At 65.6% G+C, this 19,443-nt stretch carries 9 protein-coding genes; all 9 read right to left on the minus strand.

Going from position 1 to position 19,443, the window contains the following annotated elements:
• Nucleotides 1-3: 3 nt before the first annotated feature.
• Complete coding sequence (locus tag ACFXMG_RS00220) at nt 4-921, minus strand: transposase (protein WP_383822537.1); 918 nt, start codon at nt 919-921, stop codon at nt 4-6.
• Between the two features lie 676 nt (nt 922-1,597).
• On the minus strand, nt 1,598-3,658 hold the full coding sequence (gene dpdD, locus ACFXMG_RS00225; RefSeq protein ID WP_383822534.1) for a protein DpdD: 2,061 nt from the start codon (nt 3,656-3,658) through the stop codon (nt 1,598-1,600).
• Nucleotides 3,655-4,176, minus strand: a complete 522-nt coding sequence (gene dpdK, locus ACFXMG_RS00230) for a phospholipase D-like domain-containing protein DpdK (protein ID WP_383822532.1) — start codon at nt 4,174-4,176, stop codon at nt 3,655-3,657. The genes dpdD and dpdK overlap by 4 nt, the downstream gene beginning before the upstream one ends.
• Nucleotides 4,173-8,693 (minus strand): protein DpdJ, encoded by a 4,521-nt coding sequence (gene dpdJ / locus ACFXMG_RS00235; RefSeq protein WP_383822529.1) that lies wholly within the window; start codon nt 8,691-8,693, stop codon nt 4,173-4,175. The genes dpdK and dpdJ overlap by 4 nt, the downstream gene beginning before the upstream one ends.
• Nucleotides 8,690-9,379 carry a hypothetical protein gene (locus ACFXMG_RS00240; RefSeq protein ID WP_383822527.1) on the minus strand — a complete coding sequence of 230 codons (690 nt, stop codon included), beginning with the start codon at nt 9,377-9,379 and terminating at the stop codon, nt 8,690-8,692. Before ACFXMG_RS00240 ends, dpdJ begins: the two co-directional genes overlap by 4 nt.
• A complete protein-coding gene (gene dpdH, locus ACFXMG_RS00245) occupies nt 9,376-12,471 on the minus strand; it encodes a protein DpdH (protein WP_383822524.1) in 3,096 nt (1,031 codons plus the stop codon). Before dpdH ends, ACFXMG_RS00240 begins: the two co-directional genes overlap by 4 nt.
• The gene (dpdG, locus tag ACFXMG_RS00250; RefSeq protein WP_384119439.1) at nt 12,464-13,351 is read right to left on the minus strand and encodes a protein DpdG; all 888 of its coding nucleotides are present in this window, start codon (nt 13,349-13,351) and stop codon (nt 12,464-12,466) included. The genes dpdH and dpdG overlap by 8 nt, the downstream gene beginning before the upstream one ends.
• Nucleotides 13,351-15,945: a protein DpdF gene (gene dpdF / locus ACFXMG_RS00255; RefSeq protein ID WP_383822521.1), complete on the minus strand. Its 2,595-nt coding sequence runs from the start codon at nt 15,943-15,945 to the stop codon at nt 13,351-13,353. The genes dpdG and dpdF overlap by 1 nt, the downstream gene beginning before the upstream one ends.
• Nucleotides 15,942-19,244, minus strand: coding sequence for a protein DpdE (dpdE, locus tag ACFXMG_RS00260; protein WP_383822519.1), 3,303 nt, complete (start codon nt 19,242-19,244; stop codon nt 15,942-15,944). The genes dpdF and dpdE overlap by 4 nt, the downstream gene beginning before the upstream one ends.
• Nucleotides 19,245-19,443: the final 199 nt, after the last annotated feature.

Below are 19,443 nucleotides of genomic sequence, written 5' to 3' on the forward strand. Positions count from 1 at the left end.
CGGCTACCGCTGACCTTGTCCGAGCGACTCGGTGAATCGGGTGTTGAGGTAAGGCTTGAACGGTTCCAGCACTCCCGCCGGTCGGCATTCGTGGGCGGAGGCGAGCAGCTCGTTGAGGTCGGTATCTCGGAAGCGTCGTACGGTCTTGCCGTCGAGATTCAGGCGGCGGGCGATGGCGCTGATCGTCCAGCCCGCAGCGACGAGCCGCTGAATGTCCGCGTGCCGGTGCCGGGTCCGCTCGATGATCTGTGTCCGGGGAAACTCGTGCATCGGGAGTTCCATCAGCGGTGGCGCCTCGGGAAGACCGCCGGTCTCTTCGTCGGCACGTTTTCGCAGGCAGGCGCGGTGCTGGTGACATGTCCTCTCGACCGCGGAAGCCAGGTTCTGCAGCAGGTGCCAGCGGTCCGCTACTTCGAGGGCGTGCGGCGCAGCCTCTTTGACCGCGCGGGAGCAGGCGGATGCGCGGTCACGACAGACGATCTCGGCGCCGGGGTGTTCGCGCAGCCAGTGGGCGAACGTCTCCGAGGTCCGGTCGGGCAGAACATCGACGACCCGGCCGGCCTCCACGTCGACGAGGAGGGTTCCGTAGGTGTGGCCCTTGCGGAAGGCGAACTCGTCCACACCGAGCACGCGCGGGGCTCGATCCGGAACGGGTGGTGATTCCAGCAATCCAAGGAGTCGGCTGCGGCCTGCGGCGAGGTGCAGTCGGCGACACAGCCGTTCACCGGCCCGGCCTCCGAACTCGACCGCAACCGCGTGGAGCCACTCCTTCAGGCCGAGACTGGAGCGGCGATAGCGTTCACTCAGCCCGCTGACCTGCTCAACGAAGGTCTTCTTGCGGCAAGAGGCACGCTCGCAGAAGAACCGTCGCACCCGCAGCATGACCTCCAACTTCTTTCCTGCCAGGGGCCGCTCGGCCAAGCCGCGTTCTTATGACGAGTGCACGCGTCGAGCAAGAGCGCGGCAGCCCGGACACCGCGGAGGCGGTCCGCATGCCGCTGCCACCACGAGCAGGGCATCCACGCTGGAGTCCACTCGCTCCAGCCGCACATCGATTTCTGGGAACAGCACATCTTCCAGTGAGCAGACCCCCACAACCGAGAGATCCCCTGCCAGAACGTTCCTGCGCACGGACTGACCTGGGGATTCACGGAACTCCGGTCAGAGCCGGTTTCACAGAGCGCCATCAGCGCTTACGGGCATCTGAAGCCTGCTGTACGAGGGGTTCCTCCACCGTCTCGACAGAGCCGACCTCTCAGACATCTCCCGCGCCGCCCTAGACTCCGCCGCGTCAGGAAAGAAGGGGGGACTCACAGGTCCGATTCGTGTGGGCCGGGAAAGGCGGGGTTCCAAGAGGAATGCTCTGCCGGGAGCCAACGGATTGCCCATCCTGGCTTACGTATCGGTCGCGCAGGGAGACGCGAGCCCCACCTCGGCCGTTACCTCATGCCCCAGTTCCTGCACACCGACAATACCTTCGGAACAGAGACGAGATGAGGGCGTGTATCCATGTAATGGTTGCAATATGACGGCATACACGATTTCTGCATACCGCCACATTGCGATGTGCCAGGAGAGCTGAAGGGGAGCCTGGGTTTCAGTCACCCTGCGCTTTCTTGAGCAGGCCATGTACCGCAGCGCGCAGCAAGGAGGCTGATCCACTGCCGTCGGCGTAGTCGATGACTGCCGTTTTTGCGTGCTGAGTGATGAAGCCAGTGGCAGCGTGTTTGGCACAGCGCGTGGCCAGTACGGCCACATCGGCCTGGCGGGCTTTTTGCCGTAGTTGCGGACTTGCGACACTGTCGTGCGCGAGAACGACTTTGATGCCAGGGGCGAGTTGCTGCAGTGCGTCGCCGACGCGGTCCAGCACTCGTTGGTCGAGTGAGTACAGCAGCAGGTTGAGTCCGTTCGTGTTGTGTAGTGCGACTGCGGTGTCTTGCTGTTGTGTATCGGTGGGCTGGTCGGGCCAGTCCAGTTCGAGGCCGAGCTCCGCGGACAAACGGCGCGCCATGGCAAGATCGGCGGGGTCCAGGCGCCCTTGGTGTATGGACAGGGGAAGGAGCAGTGCGAGGGCGAGGCTTTCACGTGCGCTGGGGTTGGGGGACGCTTCCATGACCAGGCGGTCGGCGAAGTCCAGCGCAATGGATGCTCGTTCGGGGGCGACCCAGCGATCGCAGGTGTCGGCAAGTTCGCCGAGCAGTTGGCTGTAGAGGTTGGCGGAGGGGCTGGAGCGCAGCACGATCTCGGTCAATGCCTGCAAAGCGATCAGGTCACCGGGGCCGAGCATGTCGTATGCCAGGGCGCAGGTGATCAGGGCTCGGGCGCTCAGTGGTGCGGGTTGGTCGTAGCCGATGCTTTCGATGAAGGCTCCCACGCAGCGCCAGATCTGGCTCTGGCCGTGGTCGTGGAGGGCTTCGAGCAGAGCAGTGATCTGCCGGTCGTCTGCGGCTGGTGAGGGCCAGGTGGTCCAGGCTTCCTGTTCCAGGATGTCCGTCAGGTCGTCGTAGCCGTTGGCGATTGCTTGTATCAGTTCCGGCCATGAAGCCGGGCGCTGGTCTTCCGGGTCAGTGGTGGTGGGGGCTTGGGTCTCCGGCTGGTGGCTGCTGCTTTCCTGGGGAGGCAGGTCTGCCGACCGAGGAGGGTTTTGTGGTGTTGTGAAAGCCTTTGCGGCTTCTGTGAGGGCTCGTGGGAGGGTGTGGGGGGATGGGGTGCTGGGGAGGGCAGCGAAGATGCGTTGGATGCTCTTGTGGTTTTCGCGTGTTACGGCTGCCAGGAGCAGGACGCTGAGGGCTTGTGTGGAGTAGGACTCCATGGCGTGCTCGAACGGGGTGAGGGCGAGGAGCCCTCGGTCATGCAGAGCCTCTTGCGCGGTCGGCAGGTCGCCGTTGCTCAGCGGTTCTTCCAGATCGCAGGTGAAGGCAGCGTTGAGCACGGCTTCCTTCACGGGGGCTGGCGGGTCTTGGCGCAGGACGTCGTTAAGGCCGGGGTAGCCGAGTAGTTCGCGGTGAAGCCCCAGCCGGGAGAGCCGTTTGATGTGCAGGTGGGCGAGGTTGGTGGCAGTGATGCGTCCTTGGCCTGCCAGTTGCTCCAAAACGGCGTGGGATGCGCCCTGTCCGCCGGCTGCCAGGGCGGCATCGAACTCGGCTAGCAGTCTTCCCGTGGGTTTGGCTGTTTTCCATAGCCGGGCAGGTCGGCTTGCCAGGGTGCGCTGCATGAGGAGGGCGACGTCGGTGAGCCGCTGGCGGTAGCGGCGGTGCGGGTGCGTTTCGAGGCGGAAGGTGGTTGCGGATCCGGCGAAGTCCAGGACGGCTGCTTCGATGGGGTCGTTGGCGTCCAGCGTGCTTGGGCGTACGGCGGCGTTGGTGAGGTAGGTCGGTCCGGCGAAGGCGGTAATGATGTTGCCGGTGAGCGCTGCGTGTGCCTCGTCACGGGTGATGACGTAGATGGCGTAGCGGTCCTGGCTTTGCTGGTAGCGCGGAAGAACAACAGGGATGTCGCTGCCGGGGCTGAGCAGTTCCACGAAGGGGCGGACGCGGTCCCCTTTGCGAGGCTCGGGGTCCATGCCGGGCCATGCGTCGTTGCCGGGGCCGAAAAAACGCTGCAGGAAGTCCCTGAGGTCCTGAGATGCCTCGGCAGGAGCTCCCTGGCCACTGGTCACTGGTGTTCCTTCCATCGGTGGGCAAGTTCGAGGCGGGCTTGTGATGCGTCGCTGCCGCCGACCTTGTAGGTCACTGCTTCGTCGTTCTCCAGCAGTCCGCGTAGCGTGAAGTTCATGGATCCTGTGAGCAGCCAGTCCCGGCCGCACATGGTTTTTTCATGGATCGCGGGATCTTGCACGATGCGGAGGTTTCCGTTCCTGGTCAGGCGGCTCAGGCGTCCGAGGAACGGGGCGTTGTGGGTGTCGGGTCTGGTCACCACGGTGAGGTAGGTGCCCGAGCTGACGATTCTGGCGAGTAGGTCCGACAGCGAGCAGGTGGTGGGCGGGTTGTCGGGGAAGAGGTCGTCGTATGTTCCGTGGCTGTTGTCCAGGATCTTCACATCGCTGATCCAGGGCGATACGAGCCACATCACGGGTCCGGGGTAGAGGAGTTCGCCGAGGAGGGCTGTTGCAAGGATCGTATCGGCGTGTATGCCGGTGTGCCCTCCGGTGCGCAAGGAGCGTTCGAGGTAGGTCACTGGGTCGCCTCCCGGATGTCGACGCGTACGTGCCAGTGCTGGCCGTCTCGTCGTACGCCTTGCATTTCGCCGAACAGGCGCAGTACATCGCGGTCCACGGTGAGGGCCGGTACGCGGGCGATGGCGTCGGACAGCGCAGCGGTGGCCTGGGTGTCGGCGGTCAGTTCCACGGCGGCGTGCTGGGCGATTGCTGCCTGGTACTGCTGTTCCCAGCCTTCTTGGGTGACGTCGATGCGCGGCAGTTGTTCGTCGTGTGCCACGGCTGCGAGAAGACGGTCGATGACAGGGGGGCTCTCAAGGTAGGGCTGGTAGTGCTGAAGGTGGTGGTTGCGTGCGTCGCGTCCGCGCGGCCACAGCAGGCTGAAGGCCTGGTCTGCTGTCAGTCGCGGGCCGGGGCCAGTGGACAGGCGGCCGGATCCGACGGCGTAGGCGATGACCCGGGCATCGACTTCTACACCCAGGCGATCTTCCAGAGCCTGCCATCCTTCGATCAGCGCCCGGGCGCTGGCGTCGGTGGCAGGAGTGCTGCCGGGGCGCAGCAGGCGGGTGGCGAGTGCCGCTACGGCGCTGTGCCGTGGGGGGCCGTCGAGACGGTTCCAGGCGTCACGGAGGTCTGTGAGTGCCTGGCTGGTGTCAGCGGCTGAGGTGCGGGTTCGCAGGGCTGCCATAGCGCGTGCTGCATCACCGGTGGGTTCGGCTGTGACGTGGTGCAGGAGTCGGGTGACAGTCGTGTCGACGTACTCGTAGTCGTTGGGGGTGAGGGCGGTCTCGACCAGGCGCCAGAAGCGGCGGGGGTCTTCGCAGTAGTAGCGGGTGAGTTGCTCGATGACGCCGAGTCCGCCGATGGATGTTTCGCTGAGCCAGATCGTGGAGGGCTGGCCGTTGGTGGTGGGGGGGACGACGTCAACGATGAGGTCGCCGTCTTGGGCGTCGGGGCAGGCCCGCAGGGCAGCGGCGAGGATAGCGGCTGCCATGGTGTCGGTGTAGGCGCGTTGTGCCAGGGCGGTGCTGCGGTCGGCGATGTCGTCGGCGACCAGGAGTTGGCCTGCTCGGTCCAGGGCGTCGATGACGGTGGGCTGCTGGCTCAGTTCCGTCAATGTGCCGATGAGGCGGTCGTTACTCTGTGCGGAGGGGCTGGTGGGGTCGTCGCGGTAGAGCACGGAGAGGATCTCTGAGAGGTCATCGCGCCATGTGCCGCTGGCGAGGGTGGCCCGGATACCGGCGGGAGTGGGGTGGGTGTCGGTAAGGCCTTTGAGGGAGAACGACGTCAGGTAGACCAGGGCCAGCCATCCGCGCTGGAACTGGTTGGTTACTTCGCCCAGCGCGGGGTCGTCTGCTACGGCCTGGAAGAAGGCCAGGGTGCGCCACTGGGGTGAGGTGAGATAGCGGGTGATCTCGGACTGGGTGGTGTCGAGGGGGCTGAGGGTGAAGCGGGCTGCGTCGACGTTGAGCCGGAAGCCGAGGGCGGCCGGCTGCCCGTTGAGGGTGTAGTGGATGGTGCGGGCGTCGGTGGTGCCGGCGTCGTAGCTCACCTCGAAACGCGAGCCTGTAGTCATGCGGCGCATTTCGATGGGATTGCCCTGGGCGTGGGTGGCGAAGCCCACTGCCGTGATGTGGCGTTGCCACGGCGAGGGGCTGGGCACGTCGGCGGACAGGGGCTGGTTTCCGGCTTCGACGACCAGTTGGGAGGCCCACTGGGGAAAGCCTTGCGACCGGTCGGCAACGTCCTGCGGGGGTTTTGCCAGTTGCAGGCGGTGGGGGCGTAGGACGGTGAAGCCTGCGGGGTGCTGGCCACGGGGGTGCCACTGGCCTTCGGAGGTCGAGGCGGGCACCAGACTGGTGTCGAGTTCGAGGGTGTTTTGCCCCACCGGGGGGATGGGGAGCCAGGTGCGGTGGTCGTCGTGCTGGTGCCCGTAACGGCGGCTGATTCTGCCGGGTACGGCTTCGCGTAGGGCTCTGGCGATGGGCAGCAGTTCGTCGGTGTTGTCCTGGTCGGTTTTACCAGCAGCGGACGTGGGGGGTGTAAAGGGGAGGATCAGTCCGACTTCGGGCACGTTCAAGGCGTCGAACAGTGCGCGGGTGACGAACTCGGGAAGCATGGACTGGGGCTCGGCACCCGGGTCTTTCTCCTGCAGGGTTTGCCAGTTGCTCTGCAGTCGGCGTACGGCGGTAGGCACCACGCTCAGCAACAGGGAGCGCGGCTCCTCCCAGAGCAGAGCTTGGACTTCATCGGCGTTCAACTGCAGTGCTGCTTTGAGATGACGTGCCAAGTCGTCTTGGAGGCTTGAATCGGTCAGCAAGCCCTGCAGGATCTCTGCCAGAGCCAGGCGGGAGGCCTTGGCGGTGTTGTCGTCTTTGGCGTAGGGCGCGGTCAGCAGGCTTCGGGGGTCTGCCCAGAGGCGGCGGGAACGCGTTTTACGTCCTGCCCAGTCCAGCAGCGCCTGGGCTCCTTGGATCTTGATGATGAAGCGGTTGTACACGGGGAGGTGGCGTGCGGGGACTTCGGGCTGGAAGAGGGTTTCGTAGGCCTGGTAGGCCAGCCGGTCGCGGCCGTAGTCGGACAGGGTGATGACGGTCAGGGGGCGCATGGCGCGCTGACGGCCGGCGCGGCCACGTCGCTGGATGAAGGCCGCTGCGTCGTGCGGGGCCTTGTGCTGCAGGACCAGGCCGACGCGGGGGTCGTTGAAGCCGACTTCGAGCGATGCGGTCGCCACGGTCAGGTTGGCCTGCAGGTCGACGCCCACGTCTTGGGATGAGGTGCGGGCGATCCGCAGCGCATGGCTGCCTGTTCCTGGTGCAAGGACGTGTCCGATCTTCTCCGTCAGGTCCCACGATTGGCCGTCGCGGTAGCGGGCCTGGTACTGGGAGCGGGCCGGGGCGCGCAATGCTGCCAGGGGCATCTTTTTTCCGGGCCGTCCGAAGCGGTTCTGGCCGCCTTCGGCGTCGCGCAGGTCGTCGTAGAAGCGGTTGGTGACGTCTAGGTCGTCGGTGAACAGGAAGCCGGTCGACCCGTACAGGGCTGCGTCTTGTTCAAGGTCCAGTACGCGTCCGAAGAGCATGGCGGTTTGGATGGAGGCTGACAGCAGGCTGCTGCCGGCGATGGGGTCACCGCGCAGGGCGAGGGCGTATTCGCGCCCTTCTTCTTCCATGCTGGTGTCGGCGGGGTGGATGTACTCGACATGGTTGTCGCGCAGGCCCACCAGACGGGCGAAGAACGAGCCGGCGTCGCGCAGGGTGGCGCTCAGACCGACGAAGGTAACCGGTTTGCTGACGGCATGCTGCCAGCGGCGCAGCAGCAATGCTGTCTGCGCTCCATGGATGCCGGAGTAGGTGTGGACCTCGTCGAGCAGGACGAGACGGGGAACCGCGCCACCCTGCCAGCCCAGCAGGCGGCTCAGTCCACCTCCGGTGCTATAGCGGTTGAGCATCTCCGTGGTGGTGAACAGCAGGTCGGGCGGGGTGTCCTGCTGAGACTGTCGGGTCAGGGCCAGGTAGCCCTCAGGGATCGTTGCCCGGCACTTATCGTTAAGGCAGGTCAGCAGCTCTCGTTTGTTGTCGCGGTCAGTGTCGCGCCAGAGCAGTTCACCGCGCTCGCATGCCGGGCAGGTCAGGTAGGGGCAGATCGCACCGTTACGGGTCCGCCTCCAGGCTGTGCGGCTGGTGGAATCTGGTTTGAGCCGCTTGTCGTTGTGGTCCCAGGGAGTGTCCCCGTACAGGGCGCCGAGTCGGAACGGCCTGCGGCCGGTGCTCGTCAGGGCGGGCGCCAGCGTGTGGGCGGTTGCCAGTGCGTCGCGCAGTTGGTCGCGGAGCAGTTCTTTGCGCGGGTACAGGGCCAGCGTGTGCAGGCGGAAGCTGCGGGGGCGGGCGTTTTCTGCCATGGCGGCGAAGGCCGGCAGGTAGAACGAGAGTGTTTTGCCGCTGCCGGTTCCTGCTCCGACGATGATGCCACTGGAGTGGCGTCGGTGAAGTGCGCTGGTTACTGCTGCGGTGGCATCGGACTGGAAGCGGGCAAGGGCATGGGGGCCGATGTGGGCGTGGGCTATCTGGTGCTGCAAAGGGCCCCAGCCGTCGAGTTCGGCGAACTCCTTCAGGGCGGTGGCAGCAGGAATGTTGCGCTGGGGGTAGCGGCGCGGCGCGGTGTGCAGGCGGTAGTCAGCCACGAGCCGCTTGCTGTTGTGCCACCACTGAGGAGCATCGTTGCGGCCATGCCAGGGGAAAAGCTGCCGCAGTTGCGCAGCAAGCCGTACGGACTCTGCCAGGCGGGTGCGGTACTGCGGCGGGGAGGTGTCGGGGACTTTGAATAGCCAGGCGCGATCGCGGAACTCATACAGCAGGTCTTCGCTGCGTTTGCCTGCTGCTTCCTCCGGGGCGCTGAGCAGGGCATGCTCGATGATGTCGAGGGCTTCTTCTTCGCTGAGGGCTCCGTCGCTGATGCCCCAGGACAAAAGAGGCAGTTCTCTGTCTTCGAGGTCGTTGAGGACCTGGTTGTAGAAGCGCGCGAGGACAGGTGTGATCATGCCCGCCTCCTGCGGAGTTCCAGGTCGGTGTCGAGCGAGGCCTGGCGCAGCAGTGCGATCTCTGCGTCGGTGATGTCGCTCAGCGGCAGTGCTGTGACTGAGGCCAGGCGGTCCAGTAGGTTCTTCAGTCCTTCGGGCGGTGGGGGTGCGGTGCGGAGCAGTTCGGCCAGTTCTGCGTAGGCGTTGCCGAACAAGGTGATCGCGGGGAGGGCGACGGTGGTACTGCGGGCTGTCTTGGTGAGTTCTTGGTGAAGCGCCTTGGCGCGGGCTTGGTCGTTCAGGGAGAGCATGACCTGCCGGGCAAGTTCGAGGGCTTGGAGCCGCTCTTGTGTCCAGGTGCGCCAGGCCTCGAGGCTGTCTTGGGCGATGCGGTCGGCGACCTTCTGGACTGCCTGGGTAGCGCGGGTAAACGATTGGTTGGGGGGCAGACCTGCCTGGCACTGGCGGGCGAAGGCTGCCTGTCCTGCGTCGATGCCGGACAGATCGATGTCAGGCCCTTCAGACTGTGCCATCAGGGCGCGGGCCGTGCGAATGTGCTGCTGCAGTAGGCCGAGTTGGAGGCGCAGCGTGCTGATTCGTTCGCTGATGCGCCGGGCTTCCTCCGCGCCTTTTTCACCTTCGTTGAGGCGGCGTGCTTCTGCCTGAAGACGCTCTGCCTTGTGCAGGACAGACAGTTGCTCGCTCACTTTTCCTCCTCCTTGGCCTGTGCCGGCGCGCTCAGTGCCTGCCACTCGGTCAGAAGTTCTTGGACGCCTCGTGCGGCTTCATCGCCGTGGGTGTTCGTACGGGATGCTGCATGTCTCAGGGCAGCAGTTAGCCAGGTGTCGCTGGCCAGCAGCAGTGCACGGACTACAGGCAGGGCGGCTCCCCGGTCGCGGACGGCTGCCGTGATGCTGGCTGCGTGGCGCGCTGCTGGAGACGTGTCAGAGGCCTCGATCTTGTGGAGGTCGTCCTCAATGTGGTTGAGGACCTTCCAGTCGACGTCCTGAGAGCGGTGCAGGAGGGTGGTGATCTGGGTGCGGGTGTCCATGGAGATCGGAATGCTGGCTTGTTCGGCTGCTGTCAGTGCGTCGCGTACGGCCGCCTGAACCTGGGCTGCTGTGGTGCCGCGGGGGTGGACCTGGCGCAGTTCCTGCATCCTGTCGCGCAGGAGGGTGTTCTGGGTTTCGACCAGGTCTGTCCAGACGGCGAACAGCTTCACAGCGGGCTTGACCCATTCAGGTACTTCAGCCACCGTGACCTGCCAGTCCCACTGCTGGGTCGCCTGGCGCAGCAGGGGCAGCGCACGAGCGGCATCGATCATGCGGGGCTGTCCGGCCCCCTGGGCGATGCCCAGACTCATGCGGAGTTGACCGATGAGCGGCTGTCGGTTTTCCAGGTGGGATTCCAGTGCCCGGGTCCAGGAAGGGTGGCGCACTGCAGGGTCCTGGCGTGACCAGGACCGTCCGTCGGCGAAGGCCGCCGCCAGCAGTTCCGTTTCTTCCATGCCGGGCCATGCCTGTCCTGCCAGGGCGGCGCCGATGACCGAGGCGCGCAAGCCCATCACCAGGTCATCGTCCGTGATCTGCAGGTTTTTTTGCAGCGCAGCCGTGAGAGAGACGGCATGACGGTCTGCTTCGGTGCTCAGGCGGCGTACGTGTTCGGCGCGCTGGGCGGGCAGGCCGTTCTTCAGCAGCAGCATGCTGCGCAGGTAGCGGCTGTTTCGTGCTGTTTTCTTGATGCGGATCGGTGCGGTGGCTGCGCCCTGGTCGTTTTCGCCCATAGCGTTTTCGATGGAGACGGTACGGGCCTTGAACGGCCAGGCTGCGCGGATGGTTACCTGGTTCTGTTCCAGCATCAAAGGGTCATTCCAGCGGTAGCGCTGGACGACGGCGGTGGCCATCACCGTACGCAACTCGCTCGCGATGGCCTGCAGGAGGACCTGGTCGCGGGTGAGCCAGCCTTCGACGGTGTCGAGTTTGGCTTTCAGGGATGGCGGCAGACCCTCATCTGCGGGCTCTGCCTGCGGGGCGCGGGGGGCAGTGGCTCTAGGGCTGGAGGCGGGTGCGGTGGTGGTCTTCCTGACCCTGGTCTGCGACTGAGTGGAGGTGGTAGTCGTATCGCCGGAGAAGGTGCGGGACTCGAGCGCGAGGGCTTCGATGACGCCGGCAGGTAGCGCGCCGGCGTGTTCGGGGGCGTCTCCCCAAAATTCCAGAACGGTCTTGCGGCGCTCGGCGTCGAGGGGGTCTTCTGTCTCGACGATTTCCTGTACTGCGGCGGACAGCGGGACGTCGACTTCTGCGGTGGGGAACTGTGCGCGGAAGCGAGCGTCGGGGAAGGTCCCCTCCTGAAGTGCTGTTGCCTGGTCGACGAGGACGGGACGGATCACGCTGCCGAGCACGGTCCGCGGGACGAAAGCGTAGGGGTCCTTGCGGGGTGCGGTGGAGTGGATGGTCCTGATTAGCGCAGCGGGGTTGAAGGGGTAGAGGCCGTAGCCCTCGGTGCTGACGCCGAACTGTTCGTGGCAACGGGCGGTGACGGGGCAGGTGTCACAGGCGTTGGGCAGGTCCTTGTCGCCGACTTCCTCGAGTGCTTCGCGTCCGATGCGTGCGGCGTTGAGGTACCGGCCGGCGAAGGAGGTAATTTCGGTTTCGCCCTGGTCGTCGTGGGTGAAGGGGACGTTGAGGCTGTAGACGTAGCCGGCGGTGGCACGGACGCGGGTGAGCGCGGTTTCCGGAAGTTCGGTGAAGTAGCCCGTCGTGACCGCCATGAGCGTGCGGATCGGGGCCAGTTTGGAGGTTCCGTTGCGGTTGGCGGCTTCGATGACGGCGTCAAGGAGATCTTTTTGGACGCCCTGGATGAGCGCGAAGTCCTCGATGAGCAAGATGATCTCTTGCCCCTTGCGGGCGTACTCTTCGCGGACCTGGAGCATCGCGTCCTGGAGCCGTCCTGCTCCCAGGTTGGCCACGCTCTTGACGGCGGCCTCAAGGTGCTGGTTCAGCAGTTCGACGGCAGCCTGTTGCAGTTGCGGGCTTCCCGCAATGGCGCGGATCAGCTTGAAGGTGACCTGAGCGGCTTTGTTGAGATCCAGGATATCGGTGGGCAGGTCTTCTTCGGTGAACGCCATGGCGCGTTCCGGCTCGCCGTCGGCGCGGTCGTGCAGCAGTTGTCCGGCCAGGTCGGGAATGAACTTGCCCGGGGCGAGCATGAAGGCGCTCACGTGGGGGTCTTGCAGCACGACGGTCAGCCCGCGGGGGCCGGCCAAGGGGCGTGCATGCGGGGGGACGTCTCGTACCGTGGTGGCGGCCAGGCTTTCGCTGAGGGCGTTGACCAGCCGTCGGCTGAGGGTGGGGGCGTCCACGCTGTCGGTGAACTGATGGATGTCGGCGCGCAGCTTGGCCAGGGTGCCGTCTGCGGCGTCGGCAAGCAGGGCGTCGATCACCGCGCGTAGGCTTGTCTTGGCCTTTTCGAGGTAGATGACTTTCCGCTTGTCGGAAGCCGGCAGTTTTTCGCGGACCCAGCGCACGAGGTGGGACTTTCCGGTGCCGGAGTCGCCCACGATCGGCAGCAGCAAGGCGCCGGTGTCGGACTTGAGCTGCAGGAAGTCCTTCAGCACCGTTTCTTCATCGATGAGGGGCCCGTCGGACAGGAGAGCACGGCCGTCCAGGCTGGCACGGCGGATACGCAAGGGTGCGTGCGTTGCCAGGAACACTGCGCGGGAGGGGCTGACTGCCTCGGTGTTGATGGTGGTCGCTGCCGTGTGGGGTGTCCAGCACAGAAAGCCGCGGAGGTCAGCCATGGGGGTCCTTCGAGATGACGATGTCGGACACGTAGTGGGAAGGCCGGTCAGGGTCGTGGAGGGTCAAGATGCGCTGGGCGTCGGCGTCTTGCTGCATGGTCAGCCAGCCTTCGTCTTCGCCCCGCAGGAGGGCGAAGGACAGGGCAGGTCCGGCGGACTGGCTTCCTGGGTCGGCAATGCCCAGCGCGTTGGCGTACTGTCCGCCGGGGAGTACGGGCAAAGCGGTGCGCAGGGCGTGGACGGCTTCGACCGCATTGATCCGCTGTCCGATGGACCACAGTTGGTTCACTGTCTGTTTCACGGCCATGGTGCAGTCGGGGGTCAGTGGTCCTTGTCCGCTGCTGGGGATCAGTGGTTGTGCGGCCAGTCCCAGTGCGGGAGCCCAGTGGGCAAAGCGGTTCCACCGGGTGTCGTTGCGTGAGGCGGCGCTGGCTTCGGGGCTGAGGCCCGTGGACTGCCCGACTTGGATGACGTCCCAGGTGACGGGGGGGCCCAGCGGATCCATGGACAGGAACACCGCAAGGGTGCGGGTGAGGTCGACAGGCCCGGGCTGGGCTGATTCGTCGGTGAGTCCGGCGTTCAGGTCGCGGTCCAGCACTGACTGGCGCAAGGCGGCACTGAAGGAGGCAAAGTCCTCGTGGTTGACGTTGCGAGCGTGACCATCCAGCGTGATCACCCCATTGTCTTCTGTGACCATCCTCAGGTCGAGAAGGTCACGCATGGCATACCTGAAGGCCTTGTTTTCTCCCTCGCCCAAGGAGGCAGGGGATAGCAGTGCTTGGGCGCGTTCTGCGGGCAGCGGTTTTCCCTCTGCGGCCAGGAGGCGAACGACTGCCCACATGAAGGGAGGGATCGTGGACTCCGCAAGCAACAGGGGCATTACAACGACTCCAGGGCAGTGCGCACCCACAAGTGGGCGCGATGGATTGCAACAAGGGGGGTGTCGGGGCGATCCGGGTGCGCCAGGGACCGTGGATGCAGCACGTACGTTACATCCTGGGATTCGAACCTCATGGCCAGGTCATCGTCCATGCAGGAGGCGGACGGACTGAGAACCCAGATCATGGGATTGCTGTAGTAGCCGAGGAGTTCTTCATCGGTGTCAAGGATGACGGGACGGGGGCGGACATCGCGTTGCAGCCGCCGGGAGTTGATCCGGCTGAGTCCTGGGCCTCCTATGACGGGCATCCCTCTTGCTGCCAGGCGTTCAAGGAGGTCGGGGACGAGGTCGTTGAACTCGCGTTCGGTCTCCCAGTAGATGGACAGGGATGACGCGTCGCCCCGGAAACGCCGCAACGGGTCGTTTTGGAGAGCTGGCCAGGCCCGTACGAGGGGGGCTGGCTCGACGGCGAGGTGGTAGTAGCCCTCGGCCGGGTCAGCGGGGGGTCCGTCTTTACGGCAGGGCGGGCACCCTCGGCAGGTGACTGCGGTGGGGAGGGTTCCGCCGCGGTGGCTTATGCGGTAGTGCTCGGCCAGTGCCTGGGCCCAGCAGCGGTCGCTGCGCAAGATGGCCTGCAGGCGTCCGGCTGCGGTGTGCTGATCGGCGATGATCTGCTGGCGGATCTGGTTGAAGTGTTCCAGGAAGTAGGGGCGGTCGTTGGTCTGGCCGTCAAGAAGGGAGATGTCGAATTGTTTGCCCAGCACCTCATAGAAGGCACTTGAACGGTCCTGCCATGCTTTTTCGGTTTCGTCGTCTTCACGCTGCGGGGGTTCAGGGACCGTCACCGTGATGAGACCGGCTCTGACCATGAGGTTGAGGATGCGCTCGTTCCACGTGCGGTGCTGGCCGTACCCCTCGGACATGTCGGCGGGGAGTGCCTCGAGGCTGATCCTGTGGGCTCCGCTGGGGGTGGCTGCACGGCTGAGCCACATGGCGCGCCACCGGTCCCAGGCGCGTTCTGCGGTCAGTTGCGGGCTACGGTTGAGGGTCTCAGCGATTCTTTGGTCTTCTGGTGCGGTGGCCATGTAGGCGATGCAGGGGTTTCCGTCACGCCCCGCACGGCCGACCTCCTGGTAGTAACGGTCGGTTGTCTCGGGGAGGCAGGCGTGGATCACCGTGCGTACCTCTGTGAGGTCAACGCCCAGGCCGAAGGCTGAGGTGCCGACGACCACATCGAACTGGGTGCGGACCGGGCCGTCGGGTGTGGTGCCCGACCAGCCTTCCAGGGCGGTGCGGCGCTGGTCGTCGCTCGACTTTCCGGTGACGTGGATGACGCGCTGGAAGCCGGCGCTGAGCAGACGGTCGGCCCAGGCGAGAGCGTCTTTTACCTGTGTGGTGTATAGCACCATCGGCCGCGGCAGCATCGCGATGGCGTCGATGACGGCGTCGTGCCGACTTGAGGCGTCGGGGCAGAAATCGACGTAGTAGCTCGGCTCGTGACGCAGTTGTGACGCCCACACCACCTCTGCCTGGCCTGCTTCGGAAAAGAGCTGTTCCAGGAGGGTGACCTGCTGCTGTGTGAGGGTGGCACTCATTGCCACTGTCACGGGGGCCTGCCCGGCAGGGGCCTTGCGCAGCCAGGTGCGGCGGTGGCTTGCCATGGTCTGGAACTCAGGTCGAAAACCGGTGCCCCAATGTTCGACCAGGTGGGCTTCGTCGATGACGAAGTACTGCAGCAGCCCTGCCTCTGCGGCATCTTCCAGGGGCTTTTTGAGAGCTGTCACCACTGCTTCGGGGGAGGTGAACAACAGGCGCTGGCGGCCGGTGCGAATATCGTCGCAGATCTTCTTTTTGGTGTCCTCCTCCATGCCTCCGGTGTAGGCGTAGCGGCCGGTGGGGCTGTGGCGTCCCTGGCTGGCGAGGAGGCGCTGTGTCCGGGCCTCCATGTCCAGGGCGAGGATGACGGTGGGGACGACGACTACTGACACTCCCCCGCGGGCTCCGGCGAGCAGGGCTGATGCCTGGACCACGGCTGTTTTGCCGTGGCCGGTGGGCAGACACACGATCGTTGTGCTGCCGGGCGGGGCAAGTGCAACGGTGCGGGCGGCCTGCTGCTGGCCGACGGAGACGTACTGCTGGTATCCGAGGGCTTCGATCCAGTAGGGGTCGGCCGGCTGTGGTTCGAGGTGGCGGCGCTGGGGTGAGTCTGCTCCGAGGAAGATCTGTTCCAGGTCTTTGCTGGCGGCTTCCATGGCCTGGGGCGTGCGGGCCCTCGGATGCCAGGGCAGGGCAAAGATCCGCAGCCCGCGTGAGGTCGGCAGAGTCCTGCAGGCCATCGACTCCCACTGCTGCCTGCTGGGCAGCAATGGGTCCAGGGGAACTTCAAGGCCGGTGTTGTTGCCCCGGGCAGCTGCTTCCAGCAGCACCTGGCGGGTCAGGGCAGCGATGTCGCGCCAGCCGGCTGCCTGTGCGTGGCCCGCCGCCTGCGCAGCCAGGGCATCTTCCAGGCGCCGCAGGGTTGCTGTCGCACCGGTTGCCGGTACCTGTGGCCATGCCGTGAACAGTGCTTGGGTTCGGGTCCATAGATCGATCACGAGGTCACCTGCCTGAATCCGCCGCGGACAAGGCAGGTAGCAGCGACGACCCTCACGGCCGGATGGCTCAGCGCCTGGGTGAGGTCCTGTGTCACGGCCACGTCCGTCAGGTAACTTTCCACGTCGCCCAGGAGGTGGCCTGCGGCACGCCGGGCCTGGGCTTGCGCTGTGGCGACGGCGAGTTCCTGTAGTGCCTGCTGCTGGGCCTGGCTGCATCGGGCCGTGAGGTCAGTGGCCTGCACCAGGTGGGAGCGGGCCGTCTTCTCCGCGTCCGTTGCCGCCTGGCGGTAGTCGGACCAACCGCCGAAGACAGCGATGAGTTCGCTGTGGTTCTTGAAGTTGTAGTTCTGGTCCCCTGACCTGCCATAGGGAGCGTCCAGCCAAGAACAGGTCGTGGGATCGACGATGACTTCACGACGTCCGGCCGGAACCCAGACTTTACGGGTAAACGGTGCGAGCAGGCGGTCGGCCTGGCGCCGCAGGGCGTTCCTCGTCTGGGGGGCGTCTTCGAAGCGCCGCAGGGCGGCAGCGATGTCGGCTTCTACGAGGAACTCGAACCCGAAGTATGCCTCGTCGTCTCCCTGGCAAGCCCGATCGAACCGGCGAAAGGCAGTTGCCTGGCCACGTTCGTCAGCAAAGACGATGTCGGCAAGCATGTCGACGAAGGGATTTCCCTGGCGGAAAAGCCGAGTTCCCTGCGCACGCAGGGCAGTAGACCGGTTGAAAACGCCCTGGGACATGTGGGGGTGGATGCGCTCGGCTGCTGCCTTATAGCGGCGCGGGTCGATCAGCGGTTTGGATGAACCGACATCGAACTGGTCACGCTGGTGGCCGGCCGTGGTGTGCAAGGCGTGGCGGAAGCGCAGGCCGCCGTTGCTGTCGTCGGCGTAGCGCACCAGGCTTGATTGGAGGGAACGCCAGTCTTGTTCCAGGCGGTCGAGGGCGGCGGTGGTCTGGCGGGCATGTTCGGAGGTCGCGTGGATGGACTCCAGCATGTCCATGGTGTCGATGTCCCGTTTGGCCCGGCGCAGTTCCTCCTGCACGATGGGGGCAAGGGAGGTCAGTCCAGCGGGGCCGTCGACCAATGCCGCCTGCCACACTCTGCTCACGCCTTCGTCGATCGTGTCCTGCAGCGTGGAGACCGAGTCGGTGAACAGGCTGTATCCGTCATGAAGGAGGGCGGCCCAGGCTCCGCAGTACGCCTCGTTTCCTTCCCTATCCCCGATACGGAACTGACGGGCGGGCTGGTTTTGGCGCAGCGATTCCACTCCGCGGTAGCGGTCGACTCGCCCGATGCGCTGCTCCAGACGGTTGGGCGACCAGGGCAGCCGGACGTGCACCACGGTGTCGGCGATCTGCAGGTTCAGCCCATCCTCAGCCGAAACGTCGGTGACGAGCACCTGACAGCGCGCAGCGTCCGGTGCGGTACGCCAACTGCGCACGGCCTGCTCGCAGGCATCCGGTCCCACTGCTGTGGTGTGTAGACCCACCACAGCGGCGGGTGCCTGAAGGTTCAGCGCTTTGGCTACCTCAGCAGCTGCAGTTCCCGGGCCGCAGAAAATCACTGCCCTGGTTGCCGGGCGCAACTGCGGCAGCAGTGCCTGGGCCAGAGCCTGGGGGGCTTGGTCGGGGGGCTGCTCGGCACAGCGGTTGCTGTAGGTCTCCCCCAGGGCGTGCTCGTGGGAAAGGACCGGGGGGGCGCTGAGGAGATTTTGCTCGCGCTGAGTGAGCCCGGCTTTGTCGGCAGCCTCCTGGTCGTGGTGAGTGCGCCAGCGCAGTGCGGACAGCAGGTCTTGCGCCAGGCCTCCGGCGCGGGAGACAAGAACGGCCAGAGCCATGGCGTAGGCGGTGTACTGGGCCGGGTCTGCTTCGGTGTCCAGCAGGTGGTCGGCAATGAGCGTGCGCCACTGCAAGAGCAGGTCCTGGCCCAGGTGGTGTTCTTCGCTGTCCACTGCGAGCAGGCGGGGCCTAACACGTCCTCTTACCTCGTAGGGGACGAGTTCGGTCTCTTCGTCGTCGCGGAGCACTGAGGCACGGCGGTGCCGGATGACCCGGCGGTGCAGGCGGTAGGTCTCGCTGAGGTGAGCCCTGAGTGTTTCGACGCGTAGTTCGAGTTCGCCCGCCTGGTCTTCGTCTGCGAGTTCGTCTTCGTCGGTAAGCAGTGCCAGGACGCCGGCGGCCAGGTTCTCGAAGTGCTCATCGCGCGGCAGCAGTCCGCGCAGGGTGTTCATGCTGCCGGGCAACAGATTGGGAAAGTAGGCGTCAAGCTGGAAGACGCCGTCTGCGAGTTCTGCCCGCTTTCGGTAGCGCTCCTCGAAGCTGGCGCGGTCCTCCCACCGGTAGAGGTTCTTGTCCAGGAGGTGGAGCAGTCCGAGGTGGGTGGTGTAGTGGGAGGTGACCGGGGTAGCGGACAGCAGCAGCAGGCGAGTGGCGGTGTGGGCGACCGTGGACAGTTCGCGGTAGGGGGCCTGCATGGGGTCGTCGATGTCGTGGACGAGGAGGTGCGCTTCGTCCACGACGAGCAGGTCGGCGTGGGTGTAAGCGGACCATTTATGGGGAGCGTCGTGGGAAGTGAAGGTGATGTGGGCTTCGGGGAAGTCGTCGATGAAGAACTTCTCGAGCATTTCGCTGCGCCATTGCCTCACCAGGGGCGGCGGCGCGAGGACGACGACGCGTGCCTGCGGGTTGTCGATGAGGGTCTGGCGGATGACGTAGCCGGCTTGGACGGTCTTGCCGAGTCCTACCTCGTCGGCGAGCAGATAGCGCTGGACAGGGTCAGACAGGATAGTCAGGGACGCCTGTACCTGGTGTGGGTAGATCTCTACCGCCGAGGACAGCAGGCTGGAGATGCTCGCGCTTGCGCCCCGCTGGGCGATGAGGCTGTGCAGCATCGGCAGGCGAGCATCGTGGTAGTAGCCGGACTCGTTCCCGCCGGCTCCCAGGGTGGCCACAGGGTTTTTCACTGGACCGTCCTGGCGGACGTACAGTTCCGATGCGCGTACCGGCAGGTGCACATCGGGGTGGTTGGGGAACTGGACGTAGTACACGCCCGGCCCGTTGCCACGAACTCGCCCTACGAGCCACACGCCCGTGCTGGGGTCACGCCGGTAGACGCGGGTCTCTTCCGCGAGGACCACCGGCGTGCACCGGTGTGCGGCGATGCGCTGTGTGTGCGCGACAGGTTCTGCTACCGACTCAAAGAAGTCGACCTGGACGGTCGTGTCCTCGACCGTCGAGACGCGCCCCACCCCCGGGGAGCCAGAAAAACGAACAAAATCCCCCACCCTCAGCCCTGACATTGCTCTTCCTTCGCAAGGCGTTCACATCTAGCTACCGGCAGCGTAGACGGCACCTGTGACAACGCCCGCTGCAGCGCAGTCCCGCGGCAGCAATCGCGTACGAACCCCGCTGCGCCGCCAGGGAATCGCTCCCCTTCCGCGTCCCCATTCCCCTCGATGACGTTTCGCCAGTTCGTCACATCGCACAGTTGGAGCGCAC

The sequence above is a fragment of the Streptomyces sp. NPDC059201 genome, from assembly GCF_042754585.1.
Taxonomy (GTDB): domain Bacteria; phylum Actinomycetota; class Actinomycetes; order Streptomycetales; family Streptomycetaceae; genus Streptomyces.

Bases quoted from the DNA above. Each gene is read 5' to 3' on its own strand.
- dpdH (WP_383822524.1), bottom strand. From the start codon at position 12,471: ATGGCTGACCTCCGCGGCTTTCTGTGCTGGACACCCCACACGGCAGCG.
- dpdG (WP_384119439.1), bottom strand. From the start codon at position 13,351: ATGCCCCTGTTGCTTGCGGAGTCCACGATCCCTCCCTTCATGTGGGCA.
- dpdE (WP_383822519.1), bottom strand. From the start codon at position 19,244: ATGTCAGGGCTGAGGGTGGGGGATTTTGTTCGTTTTTCTGGCTCCCCG.
- dpdJ (WP_383822529.1), bottom strand. From the start codon at position 8,693: ATGATCACACCTGTCCTCGCGCGCTTCTACAACCAGGTCCTCAACGAC.